The sequence below is a fragment of the Zoogloea sp. genome (assembly GCF_028693495.1).
Taxonomy (GTDB): Bacteria; Pseudomonadota; Gammaproteobacteria; order Burkholderiales; family Rhodocyclaceae; genus Zoogloea.
Genome location: NZ_JAQUVG010000095.1, coordinates 1 through 13,556, shown reverse-complemented (window position 1 = coordinate 13,556; position 13,556 = coordinate 1). Strand labels below are relative to the sequence as shown.

The following is a 13,556-nucleotide window of genomic DNA, read 5'->3' as shown; positions in this document are numbered from 1 at the left end:
GGCCACGCTCACCCGCCGCACCGGCTCTTCGCGGATGGGCAGGTTGACCAGCGCCGCCAGGAGGGCCAGAACGATGTCGGCGTACCACATCCAGTCGTAGTTGCCGAACTCCACCAGGGCCAGCCCGCCCAGCCAGGCACCAAAGAAACCGCCAATCTGGTGGGACAGCAGGGTCAGGCCGAACAGCGTGGCCAGATAGCGCAGGCCGAACAGCTTGCCCACCAGCCCGGCGGTGGGCGGCACCGTCGCCAGCCAGGTCAGCCCGAGGCCGATGGAGAAGGCGTAGAAGGTGATGTCGGTCTTGGGAGCAATCAGGTAGAGCCCCACCAGCACCGCCCGGGAGCCGTACATGATCGCCAGCAGCCATTTCATCCGGTAGTGCTGCCCGAGGGCGCCGGCACCCAGGCTGCCGACGATGTTGGCCAGCCCGATGAGGGCCAGGGACAGGGCCGAGACATCGGCCGGCAGGCCGCACAGGTCCACCGCCCCGGGCAGGTGGGTGACCAGGAAGGCAATGTGAAAACCGCAGGTGAAGAACCCCGCATGGAGGCACCAGTAGCTGCGATCCCGGAGGGCCACCCGCAGTTGCTGGGCCAGGCCCATGTCCGGGGTGGAGGTGACCGGGTGCGCCACCTTGTGGCGCAGGGGCCAGCACAGGGGAAGCGTGGCCAGGGCACAGGCCGCCATCCCCCAGAGGGCCACCATCCAGCCGTAGCCGGCGATCAGGAACTGGGACAGGGGCGCAAAGATGAACTGGCCGAAGGAGCCGCCGGCGTTGATGAAACCCGATGCGAAGGCCCGTTTCTGGACGGGCAGGCGCTGGGCCACGGCGCCCAGCAGGATCGAGAAGCTGCCGGCCCCGGCCCCGGCCGCCACCAGGATGCCGAGGGTGACCACCAGCCCGAACTCGCTGCTCACGAAGGGGGTGAGGACCAGCCCGAGGATCAGCATGCCCGCCCCGACGAACAGGGCGCTGCCGGGGCCGTAGCGGTCGGCCACCGCACCGAAGATGGGCTGGGAGGCGCCCCACATGAACTGCCCCACCGCCAAGGCAAAGCTGATGCTCGCAATCCCCAGGCCGGTGGCCGTGTTGATGGGCGACACATACAGGCCGAGGGACAGCCGGATGCCCATGGTGATCATCAGCACCAGGGACGCCGTGATGATCAGGGGCCAGTAGGCGGAGGGCGGCGGGAGGGCGCCGGCCGGGCTGGAAGTGGGGCTGCTCATGGGGCTCCGGGGTCGGGGGAAGGCACGGGGGCGGGAGCATCCCCCGGAAACGGCGCCCGGGTCAATCAGGTTTTACGGGTACGCAAGGTGGCCAGGGCGGCAGAAAAGTCATAGGCGGCGAGCTCCCGCTCGAAGCGCGGCCATGCGGGGCCCAGGACCGCATGGGCCAGGTTGCCCATTTCCCGGACCGTGCGCACCACCGACACATTGTCTTCCGCCAGCAGTTGTTCGATCTGCGCGAGGGCCCCCCGGAGGGTCTGGGCATCGGGCTCCCCTGCGCCTGCCGCCAGCGGAGCGGCAGACTCCCCATCGGGCAGGGCCAGGATCGCGGCAACCACCCCGGCCTGGGCCTCATTCAACTGATCCACCAGAGGGAACAGGTGGGCAAGCTCCTGCCCCTCCCTCAGGGCGGCTTCCAGTTCGGCAGCCCGGGCCTGGACCGTCGTGACGCCCATCATCCCGGCAACGCCCTTCAGGGAGTGGGCCAGGCTGATGACGGCTGCCCGGTCCCCCGCAGCCATTTCTGCGCGCAGCTTGTCGCCGTCGCCGGCATGGCCCTCCGCGTACTTGCGGAGCAGGCGCAGGTAGTTGGGGATCTTGCCGCGCAGGTTCTTGAGGCCGTAGGCCACGTCGAGGCCAGGCACCGCAGCCAGGGCCGCCCGGAGGTCTCCCGCGCCGTCCTGGGGCGACGCTGCCGGCGGGGGGGATGCCTCTGCCCCTGCGGCCCCCGCCGGGGCATCCGGGGGCGGCAGCCACTGGAGCAGCTTGGAGTAGAGCATGGCCGGATCCACCGGCTTGGGAAGATGATCATTCATACCTGCATCCAGACATCGTTGTCGGTCTTCACCAAAGGCATTGGCGGTCATCGCCAGTACGGGAATGTCCCGGTGGCCCGCGCTGCGCAGGGCCCGGGTTGCTTCGATGCCATCCATTACCGGCATCTGCATGTCCATCAGGACCAGATCGTAGGGGCTGGCGGCCAGCTTCTCCACGGCCACCTGACCGTTGCCTGCCACGTCCACCTGCAAGCCTACGCCTTCCAGCAGGGAAATGGCCACCTCCTGATTGATCGGGCTGTCTTCCACCAGAAGGATCCGGGAGCCCCGGTAATCCTGGGCAAGGCGTGCCTCATCCTGCGAGGATCCGCCCTGCCCCCTCGGGGCCATGGGTTCCGGCGGGCGCGGGGCGGCATCGGCCGCGCCGGGGAACGCCAGCTTGCCCAGGCGGGCCGTCATCCAGAACAGGCTCCCCTCGCCCACCCGGCTGCTCACCCCCGTGGAGCCGCCCATCATTCGGGCCAGATGGCGGGTGATGGCCAGGCCCAGGCCGGTTCCCCCGAAGCGGCGGGTGGTGGAACCGTCCGCCTGCTCGAAGGGGGCAAACAGCCTGCGGGCCACCTCTTCCTCGATACCGATGCCGGTGTCCTCCACCTCGAGGCGGAGCAGGCAGCTGTGCTCATCCTCTTCCTCCAGACGTGCACGCAGGACGATCCGCCCCTTTTCAGTGAACTTGACCGCGTTGCCCAGATAATTGAGCAGCATCTGCCCGAGCCGGATCGGATCGCCCTTCATGACATGGGGCACCGTGCCCAGGTCCACCTCCAGGACCAGCCGTTTCTCCTGCACCCGGTCGGCCACCAGCTCGCAGGCCTTGCGGATCACGGCCTCCAGATCGAAGTCGTATTCTTCGAGATTCAGCTTGCCCGCCTCGATCTTCGAGATGTCCAGGATGTCGTTGATGATGGTCAGCAGGTGCTCGGCCGCCTCCCCCACCTTGATGACCCGTCCCAGGGCCTCGCCTTCGGGCAGGCTGCGCTTGAGCAGGTGGGTCAGGCCGATGATGGCGTTCATCGGCGTGCGGATCTCGTGGCTCATGTTGGCCAGGAAGGCGCTCTTGGCCCGGCTGGCCGCCTCGGACGCTTCGCGGGCAGCCTCCAGCTCCACCGAGCGCTCCGACAGCACCCGGTTGGCCTCCTCCAGCTGGGCGGTCCGCTCGGCCACCAGCCGCTCCAGTTGGGCCCGGTGATCCGCCAGCTCGGCGTCCAGGCGCTTGCGCCCGGTGATGTCTTCCTGAATGCCCAGGTAATGGGAGACCTGGCCGTCGGGCTGCACGATGGGGGCAATCCTGGCGTGTTCGATCCGGACCTTGCCGTCCGGGCCGATATTGCTGAATTCCCCCTCCCAGCTGCGCTCCCCGGCCAGGGCATCCCACAGGGAATGATAGGTGTCGAGAGACGTCAGCCCGGAACGCAGGAAACCCACCCGCTGCCCCAGGATCTCCTCCCGGGGCATGCCCGCGGCCTGCACGAAGGCCTCATTCACATACTCGATGACCCCTTCCCGGTCGGCGATGATCACACTGGCCGGGCTTTGCTCCACCGCCATGGAGAGTTTCTGCAGCTCCTCTTCAGCATGGCGCTTGTCGGTCACGTCCCGCCAGACCCCGGCCAGGTACCGGCGCCCCCGCAGCTCCACCAGGGTGTTGCTGGTCTCCACATGGCGAACGCTGCCATCCTTGCGCCGGAAACGGCCGTCGAAGGCCACCGGCCGGTGGGCCTCGACAATCCGGTCCACCAGCACCCGGACCTCTTCCGGCGTCATGCCTACGGGGAGGTCCGAGGCCTTCAGGTGGCGCATCTCCTCGCGGGAGCGTCCCAGGATGGCGCAGGCCGCCGCATTGAACTCCACGTAATCGAGGGTTTCGGTGTCCAGCAGCACGATGCCGTCGGAAGCCTGATTGACGATCGCGGCATACACTTCTTCCCGTTCCTGGAGGGCCTTCTGGTCCCGGCGCAGTTCGGTGATGTCGCGTGCGATGCCGAACACCCCGACAATCCGGCCCTGCCCGTCCCGCAGGGGCCAGCGGGTGGTCAGGAAACTGCGCGGGCCCCGCACCGTGCTCAGCTGCTCCAGCCGGGAGTCCGCCACGGCGCTGGCGATGACCTCCTGCTCGATCCGCTCGATCTCGGTGCGCTCCTCGGGAGCGTGCACCTGCTCTCCCCCCTTGCCGAGCACATCGCTGCCGGAGACCCCGGTCACCCGGGTCGCCTCGGCATTGAACAGCAGGTAGCGTCCCTCCAGATCCTTGGCGTAGATCATGTCGGTGGAGCCCTGGGCGATCGCATCGAGCAGTTGGAGCGCCTGCAGCTGCCGGCTCTGCGCCTCCTCCCGCTGCCGGCTCAGGCGCAGGCTCTGGCGCTGCAGGGTCAGCAGCGCAGCCCCCAGCAGCGCGCACAGGGCGAGGCCCAGAGCCAGCCCGATCCACGACAGCATGGGGCGGGAAGCCTCCAGGATTTCATCCCGGTCGATCTTGGCGATGAGCATCCAGTCGGTACCGGGCACCATGCGCCCCACCCCGAGCACAGGCTGGCCCCGGTAATCGACGCCTTCCAGGACCTGCCCCTGGAGTTCCGGCCGTTTCCAGGCCTGGACCCCCACGACCTCTTCCTGGTACAGGGAGATCCGCAGCCCGGGCACCGGCCCTGGCGCACCCCTGAGGGGCGACAGGGTCTGGAGGTCGTCACCGATCCGGCGCACCAGCATGGTTTCGGCGCTGCGGCTGGCCGCCGGCCAGTCCTGCAGGTATTCGAACAGGAACAGCCGCGGATCGCTCCTGAGGACCAGCACCAGACCCGGCACGCCGGACAGGGGCATCACGAAATCGATGGCCGTGTCGCCTGGCCCGGCCTCGTAAATGCCGGTATCGACTCCCTGCTTCCGGATCCAGGCCTGGCGGACGGCCTCCAGCAACGCCGGCTGAGGCGCAAGGTCTCCGCCTTCCGACAGGAGAACCCGCCCCTGCTGGTCCAGCAGCGCCACCCGGCCATAGGCATAGGCGGTGCGAAAGGCCGCCAGGTGCTGGACTACCTGGGTGCGCAGGCGCAGATCCTCCGGGTGGGCCACCCACTGGGCCAGACCGGGATCACCGGCCAGGGCCCGGGCATCCGAGCGCCGCTCGCTCAGCCACGACGCCACCTGGCGCAGCTTGAGGTCGGCCACCGCCTCCAGGCGCAGACGACCCTGCCCCTGGCGCTCCTGCAGGGCATTGAAGGCCGCCAGATAGCCCACGGCGATGACGCCCAGACCAAGCAGCAGGAAAGGCAGCAGGCGTACCAGGCGGCTCCCGGGGAGGGGCGCCGGCAGGGGTGCCTGCCGGCACTGCATGGCCCACAGCAGCAGCACGCTCAGCACCACGAAGACCCAGCCCTTGAGGGCCCCGGCCGCAGCCAGCTGCTGGGGATCGCTCAGGAACACCGCCAGCAGCCGGTCGGAGAAGGCTGCCCAGGCAGAGGCAAACAGCCCATAGACCAGCAGGAGCATGCCGGCCCCCGGCTTCATCGCCACGTCTGCGTGCTCCTCTGGCCGGGCTCAGGCATCACTCCCCCGCCTCATCCCGGTAGCGCTGGGCGACCTCCTGGAACTGCTCGAAGTCGGTCAGGAAGGCCTCCACCACCAGGGGGTCGAAATGACTGCCGCTGCCCTCGACGATCAGCTCCCGGGCCTTGTCGAGAGACATGGGCGCCTTGTACACCCGATGGGAGATCAGGGCATCGAACACATCCGCCAGGGCCATCAGGCGGGCGGCCAGCGGGATCATCTCCCCCGCCAGGCCGTCCGGATAGCCGGTGCCGTCCCAGCGTTCGTGGTGGGAACGGGCGATTTCCTTGGCACAGGCCAGAAAGGGCACCGGCCTCTCCGCATCCTCCTCCGCATGGAGGATGGCCTCGTAGCCGAGCGAGGCATGGGTTTTCATGATCGTCAGCTCCTCGGGCGTGAGCTTGCCGGGCTTGAGCAATATGTGGTCGGGGATGCCGACCTTGCCGATGTCGTGCAGCGGCGCGGACTTGGTGATCAGGCGCACCCGGGCGGGGGTGAGGGCCTCCGCATCCCGCGGGCCCAGGGCCATCCGGCGGGCCAGCAGGGACACATAGGCCTGGGTGCGGCGCAGGTGGTTGCCGGTTTCCGGATCGCGGATCTCGGCCAGCCGGGCCAGCGCGCGGATGCTGACATCCTGGATGAACAGGTTCTCGCTCATCCGCCGGGCAATCTCCGCCTCGAGAAAGCTGTTCTCGTCCTGCAGCCGGTCCCGCACCTTCTTCAGTTCGAGCTGGTTATGCACCCGCGCCAGCACGATGCCCGGACGCAGGGGCTTGCTGATGTAATCCACCGCCCCCAGCTCGAGGCCCTTTTCCTCTTCCCGCAGCCCGTCCAGGGCCGTCACGAAGATGATCGGGATTTCCCGGGTCAGCGGGTCAGCCCGCAGGGCATCGAACACCTGATAGCCGTCCATGCCCGGCATCATGACATCCAGCAGGATCAGGTCGGGCATGGGGTAGGAACGGGCGACACGGAGGGCACGCTCCCCATTGTGGGCCGCCCGCACCCGGTAGAGGGGCTGCAGGAGCTCGCCGAGGACCTCCAGGTTCTCGGGCACATCATCGACGATCAGGATGGTGGAGCGCGGATCCACTCCTGCGGGGGAAAAGACGGAGTTCACCAGGGACATCTTTCAGTATTCGCTTCGCTCGGAGGGCTCGTGAATGGCGACCTGACCGAGGCCGCCATTGTGCTCCTGACCAGCTTAGCAGCCCCCACCCCGGGCGCCCGCAGCTGGACAGTTCCGCCAGTGTGACGTATTTCCGCGAATACTACCCATTATTGGTCAAACGCACAGTGCCGGATGTCCGCGCTAAACTGCGCCAGTCCCCCGCTCTGCTGCGCGCTCATGTCACTGCGATTGCTGCGTCTGTTCCCCTTTCTCGCCTGGCCTCAGCCCTTTGAGCGCAACGGGGTGCAGGCCGACCTGCTGGCCGGCATCGGGGTTGCCCTGGTGGCGATTCCCCAGGCCCTCGCCTACGCCCAGCTGGCCGGTCTCCCGCCCCATGTGGGCCTCTATGCGGCCCTGCTGCCAGCCATCGTGGGCAGTCTCTTCGGCGCCTCCCCCCAGCTCAATACCGGCCCGGTGGCCCTCACCAGCCTGCTCACCGCCACCTCCCTGGCGCCCCTCGCCAGCATCGGCTCGGATACCTATCTGATGCTGGCGATCCAGCTGGCCCTGCTGTCGGGCATCCTGCAGATGGGTTTCGGCCTGCTGCGGCTGGCCCACTTCGCCGACCTGCTGTCCCACCCGGTCCTCAACGGCTTCATCACGGCCTGCGCCCTCCTGATCTGCGTCGGCCAGCTCCCGCCCCTGCTGGGCCTGCCCATCCAGGGTCAGCGCCCGTTCCTGGAAGCCCTCCGGGATCTGCTGATCAGCCTGCCCGAGGCGCATCTGCCCTCCATGGCGCTGGGTCTGGCCGGGGTCCTGGCCCTGCTCGCCTTGCGGCGCCTGCTGCCGCGCTGGCCCGGTGTGCTGATGGCCGTCACCGGACTGAGCCTGGCGGCCTGGCTCGGCGGCTACGAAGCCAGCGGCGGACGGGTGGTCGGCAGCCTCCCCGGCCAGGCCTTTGCCTTTGGCATGCCTTCCCTGGACTGGGGGCACACCACCGATCTGCTGCCAGCCGCCTTCGTGATCGCGCTGGTGAGCTTTCTCGAAGCCATGTCCAGCTGCAAGCTCGCTTCGGCCCGGACGGGGCGGCGCTGGGACGGCAACCAGGAGCTGATCGGCCAGGGCCTGGCCAAGGTGACCGCAGCCCTCTGCCAGACCTATCCGGTGAGCGGCTCCTTTGGCCGCTCGGCCTTCCTGCTGGCCCACGGTGCCCGCAGCGGCCTGGCCTCGATCTTCGGTGCCGGGCTGGTGCTGGCAGCCCTCCTCGCGGTCCCAGACCTGATCGCCCGGATCCCCCGCCCCCTGCTGGCGGCAGTCATCCTGGTCACCCTGGCCAGCCTGATCCACCCGGGCAGCCTGCCGGACGCCTGGCGCACCCACCGGGACGACGGCCTGGCGGGCACCATCAGCCTGGTGGCCACCCTGGCCTTCGCCCCCCACGTGGAGATCGGCATCCTGGCTGGCCTGCTGCTGTCCCTGGCCCTGCTCATCTACCGGAGCATGACCCCCCGGGTGGCCATCCTGGGACGCCATCCGGACGGCACCTGGCGGGATGCGGTGCGCTTCAACCTTCCCCCGGCCCACCCGGAGCTGACCCTCCTGCGCTTCGACGGCCCCCTGCATTTCGTCAACGCGGCGACCTTCGAAGATGCGGTCCTGGCCGCCGAGCGGGACTACCCGGCGACCCGGATCCTCCTGCTGTCCTGCGGCGGCATCAACGCCATCGACGCCAGCGGCATCGAGGTGCTCCGGCGCATCCTGCGCCAGTATTCGGGGCCCCGCCAGCTGGCCCTGTGCGGCCTCAAGAAACAGGTGATCGACGTGATGGAGCGCACCGGCCTGTGGCAGGCACTGGGCCCCCACGGAGCCTACCGGACCGAAGACCATGCCCTCGAAAACCTGCTCCCGATGCTGTCACCGCAGCACCCGCCGGTACTGCCGCGGCGGGGCCTGGAATGGTGAAGAAGCCCGTGCGGCTTTGTTGACCTGAGTCCTTGCCGCCCCCCCTGGCAAGGCAGATACTCCCCTTCATCCGTGCAGCATCCGGTCCTTCCAGAACACCCACGACAAGGGAGCAAGCATGACACCCACCTCCGTCCACGACATCCGCAACCTCAGCCTGCTCGGCCATGCGGGCTGCGGCAAGACCACCCTCCTCGAAAAACTCCTGGCCACGGCAGGGGCCATCGGTGTCCCCGGCTCGGTGGACAAGGGGGACACCGTCAGCGACCACGACCCGCAGGAAAAAGCCCTCGGCCACTCCCTCAATGCCTCCCTCGCCCACCTGGAATGGGCCGGACACTGGGTCAACATCCTCGACACCCCGGGCCTCCCCGACTTCCTCGGCCGCGCCCTGGCGACCCTGCCGGCCGTGGAGACTGCGGTGGTGGTCATCAATGCCGCCACCGGCATCGAGGCGGTCACCCATCAGGTGATGGAACTCGCCGCCGGCCAATGCCGGATGATCGTGGTCAATCGCATCGATGCGCCGGGCGTGGACTTCAGCGCGCTGATGGAGCGCATCACCGCCCGCTTCGGCAAGGAGTGCCTGCCCATCAACCTGCCCACCGCCGGGGGTGAGCAGGTCATCGACTGCTTCTTCCAGCCCGACTATGGGGCCACACCCGCCTTTTCCACCGTGCGCGAGGCCCACGACCGCATCGTGGACCAGGTGGTGGAAGTGGACGAGAAGCTGATGGCCCTCTATCTGGAACAAGGGGAGTCCGTGCAGCCGGAGCAGCTCCACGACCCCTTCGAGGTGGCCCTGCGGGAGGGACATCTGATTCCGGTGTGCTTCACCTCCGCCCGCAGCGGCGCGGGGATCCGGGAGCTCCTCGAGATCATGGGCCGCCTGCTGCCCGACCCCACCGAAGGCAATCCGCCCCGCTTCCTCAAGGGAGAAGGGCCGGCCGCCCGGCCGGTGGCCGTCAGCACCGCCGCCGACCAGCACGTGATCGCCCATGTCTTCCAGGTCAGCAACGACCCCTTCCGGGGCAAGCTGGGCCTGTTCCGCATCCATCAGGGCACGCTGTCCCCCAACAGCCAGCTGTACATCGGCGATGCCCGCAAGCCTTTCAAGGTGGCCCACCTGCTGCGCATCCAGGGCAAGAACCAGGTGGAAATCGACCGGGGCATCCCGGGCGACATCTGCGCGGTGGCCCGGGTGGACGAGATCCATCGGGACGCGGTGCTCCATGACTCCCACGACGAGGATCATTTCCACCTGACCCCGCCCCGCTACCCGCAGCCGGTGTTCGGTCTGGCCCTCAGCGCCGAGAAGCACGGGGACGAGCAGAAGCTTTCCGAGGCCCTCCACCGCCTGCTCGACGAAGACCCCTGCCTGGGGGTGGAACATGACCTGCAGGCCAAGGAAACCGTGATCCGCGGCCTCGGGGAGGTCCACCTCAAGGCAGTGCTGGAAACCCTCAAGGCGCGCTGGAACCTCACCCTGACCACCCGCCCGCCCGCCATTCCCTACCGGGAAACCGTCGCCGGTACCGCCGAGGCCCGCTACCGCCACAAGAAGCAGAGCGGCGGCGCGGGCCAGTTCGGCGAGGTGGCCCTGCGGGTGGAAGCCCTCGAACGGGGCGCAGGCGTCGAGTTTGCCGACGAGGTCAAGGGCGGGACGATCCCGGGCAACTTCATGCCCGCGGTCGAAAAAGGCATCCGCCAGGCGGTGGCCGATGGGGTGCTGGCAGGCTTTCCCCTGCAGGACCTGCGGGTGGTGGTGTTTGACGGCAAGCATCACACCGTGGATTCCAACGAAATTTCCTTCGTCACCGCGGCCCGGCATGCGGTGCAGGAAGCCGTCAGCAACGCCCGTCCGCTGGTGCTGGAGCCCCTGATCACCCTGACCGTCCGGGTGCCTGACGCCCACTTTGGCGGGATCAGCGCCGAACTGTCCGGACGCCGGGGCCGCCTGACCGGCACCGACAGCCCCCAGCCCGGGTGGACCGAGATCACCGGACAGGTACCGATGGCGGAAATGGAAGGTTTCGAATCCCGCCTCAAGTCCATCAGCGGGGGCAACGGCAGCTGCAGCATCGCCTTCAGCCACTACGAACCCGCCCCGCAGGAAGTGCATCAGCGCCTCGCCCGGGAGCATGCAGGCAAGCGGGGCGGCGAACAGTAGGCTCGCCGTCCGGGGGGAGGCACACGGCCCACAGCCGCCCGGCCTCCCTCACCGCCCGCCGGCACCGGCTCAGCGGGGCCGGCTCTCCCAGATTTTCTGCAGCCGCTTCACCGACACCGGCATGGGCGTCCTGAGCTCCTGGGCGAACAGGCCGACCCGCAGCTCCTCGAGCAGCCAGCGGAACTCCTCCAGCTGGGGATCGCTGACGCCCGCCCGGGCCTTGGCCAGCCACTCCCGCTCGAAGGGCTGGGCCAGCTTCTTCCAGTCGGCCATCAGCTGGGCATCCCGCGGCGGGTTGCTGCGCAGCTTGTCGATGCGCACCGTGGCCCCCTTGAGGTAACGGGGAATCTGGGCCATCCGGTCATAGGGCAAGGCCACCAGGAAGTTCTTCGGCATGAGCCTGGCCACCTGGGCGTTGATGTCGGCCACCACCTCGGGAAAGGTCTTGAGACCGGCGATGCGCTTGGCCAGCGTGGCATGCTCGGCGATCAGCTGGCCGGTGAGGCGCATCAGCTCCTGGGCCACCAGGGTGATGCGCGGCTTGGCTTCCTGGCAGCGGGTGGCAAACTGTGCCGCGTCCGTGGGCAGGGGCTCCAGCAGGCAGCAGCGCTCCAGGGTGGCGCTGACCAGCTGGGCCTTGAGCTCGGCCTCGGTGCCGTAGCTGATGAACTGCAGGGCCAGCTCGCGGATGCCCGGCAGCTTCTCGATGGCCTTGACCTGAGCCGACAGCTCCAGGGCAAACATCCGCGCCAGGCCACCCCGATGCACCTTTGCGGCCTCCTCCGGCGTGTCGTAAGGACGCAGGGACACGCTGGTGCCGTCGTCATGGAGCGCCGGAAAGCCCACGACCTCCCGCCCGGCCACCTGCACCTCCAGCAATTCGGGCAGCGCGCCGAAGGTCCAGCCGGTAAAGCCCGCCAGGGTCTTGCCGGCGCTCACCCCCGGGGCCACCCCGGGGGCGGCCTGGGGGGCCGGCGCCGCCTTGCCCGGCGCGACCGGCCTGGCCGGTGGGGACGCCTCGGGTGCGGGCACGATGCGCGCCGCCTGGAAGCGCGCCGCCACCTGGTCCCGGTACCTGGCCCGCAGCTCGGCCAGGTTGCGGGACTGGCCGATGATCCGGCCATGCTCGTCCTGCACCCGGAAGTTCATGAAACAGTGGGGGTTGAGGTTCTCCGGGCGGAAGCTCTCCATGGGCAGCTTCAGGGACACCCGCTCTTCCACGAAGCGCTGCAGCATCTTGATGAGCGGCTCATCCAGGTCGAAGTCGCCCGCGTCGAAACGGTCCATGAAGGCGCCGGCGCTCTCGGCCATGGGCTGCAGGCGGTGACGGTGTTTCTGGGGCACGGTCTTCAGCAGGGCCATCACCTTCTCCTCCAGCAGGCCCGGCACCAGCCATTCGCAGCGGTTGGCCGGCACCTGGTTGAGCATGGCGAGGGGCACGGTCAAGGTCACGCCGTCGTCGGACTCGCCCGGCGCGTGCAGGTAGGTGAGCTTGAGCTTCTGCCCGAGCACCGCCAGACTGGCCGGGAAACGGTCGGTGGTGATGCCTTCGGCATCATGGCGCATCAGCTGGTCGCGGGTCAGCTGGAGGGCCTTGGGCGCCTTCTTCTCGATGGACTTCCGCCAGGCCTCGAAGCTGGCCAGGTCGAGCACCTCCGGCGGCAGCTTGGCGTCGTAGAAGGCGTAGATGAGCTCCTCGTCCACCAGCACGTCGGGGCGCCGGGATTTGTGCTCCAGGCGCTCGATCTCGGCCATCAGGCGCCGGTTGTGGGCCAGGAAGACCATCCCCCGGGCCGCCCCTTCGGCGATCTCGCCCTGCACCAGGCCCTCGCGGATGAACAGCTCGCGGCACAGGGCCGGGTCGATCTCCCGGTAGCTCACCCCACGCCGCGGATACACGGTGAGGCCGTACAGGGTGCCCCGCTCCCAGGCCCGCACGGCACCGCTGGCCTTGGACCAGTGGGGCTCGGAGACCTGGCGCCGGAGCAGGTGGCCACCCACCTCCTCCAGCCACTCGGGCTCGATGCGCGCCAGGCAGCGGGCAAACAGGCGCGAGGTATCCACCAGCTCGGCGCCCATGATCCACTTGCCGGCCTTCCTGGCAAGGGCGGAGCCCGGATGCGGCCAGAACTTGATGCCGCGGGCGCCCAGATAGCTGCCGGCGGCAGGCCCCGAGGCGTCCTCGATCTTGCAGCCCACGTGGCCCAGCAGGCCAGTGAGCAGAGCCTTGTGAATGGCCTCAAAGCTGGCGGGCTGGTCGTTCTCCTTCCAGCCGTGCTCCAGGCACAGGGTGTGCAGCTGGTTGTACACATCGCGCCACTCGCGCAGACGCAGCCAGGACAGGAAGTGGGTCTTGCACCAGGCCTTCTGCTTGCTGGAGGTCTCGTGGCGCTGTACCTCTTCCCAGGTCTTCCAGAGGTTCCAGAACCACAGGAACTCGGATTTCTGCTCGTGTTCGGTGCCACGGAAGCGGGCGTGGGCCTGGTCGGCAGCGGCCTGGCGCTCGGGCGGGCGCTCGCGCACATCCTGGGTGGACAGGGCCGCGGCGATCACCAGCACCTCGGCCAGCGCGCCCCGGTCGCGGGCGGCCAGGATCATGCGGCCGATCTTCGGGTCGAGGGGCAGCCTGGCCAGCTCGCGGCCGATGGGGGTGAGGTTCATCAGCGCCGCACCTTCCACCTCCTCCACGGCGCCCAGCTCGGCGAGC

General features: G+C 68.8%; 6 protein-coding genes. 2 read left to right on the top strand and 4 right to left on the bottom strand.

Annotation, left to right across the window (positions count from 1 at the left end; translation table 11 throughout):
• The 3 genes from PHD22_RS13830 to PHD22_RS13820 form a co-directional block, all read right to left on the bottom strand.
• A partial coding sequence (locus PHD22_RS13830) for an MFS transporter (RefSeq protein WP_299867980.1) occupies positions 1-1,230 on the bottom strand: 1,230 nt, incomplete at its 3' end.
• A gap of 65 nt (positions 1,231-1,295) precedes the next feature.
• Positions 1,296-5,567 (bottom strand): PAS domain S-box protein, encoded by a 4,272-nt coding sequence (locus tag PHD22_RS13825; protein ID WP_299867982.1) that lies wholly within the window; start codon positions 5,565-5,567, stop codon positions 1,296-1,298.
• Between the two features lie 37 nt (positions 5,568-5,604).
• Positions 5,605-6,735, bottom strand: coding sequence for a two-component system response regulator (locus PHD22_RS13820; protein ID WP_299867978.1), 1,131 nt, complete (start codon positions 6,733-6,735; stop codon positions 5,605-5,607).
• Positions 6,736-6,954: 219 nt separating this feature from the next.
• Between PHD22_RS13820 and PHD22_RS13815 the strand changes: the two genes are divergently transcribed.
• Positions 6,955-8,679, top strand: a complete 1,725-nt coding sequence (locus tag PHD22_RS13815; RefSeq protein WP_299867975.1) for a SulP family inorganic anion transporter — start codon at positions 6,955-6,957, stop codon at positions 8,677-8,679.
• A gap of 118 nt (positions 8,680-8,797) precedes the next feature.
• On the top strand, positions 8,798-10,849 hold the full coding sequence (gene fusA / locus PHD22_RS13810) for an elongation factor G (RefSeq protein WP_299867972.1): 2,052 nt from the start codon (positions 8,798-8,800) through the stop codon (positions 10,847-10,849).
• A gap of 69 nt (positions 10,850-10,918) precedes the next feature.
• Here fusA and PHD22_RS13805 read toward each other — a convergent pair.
• A partial coding sequence (locus tag PHD22_RS13805; protein WP_299867969.1) for a DUF3418 domain-containing protein occupies positions 10,919-13,556 on the bottom strand: 2,638 nt, incomplete at its 5' end.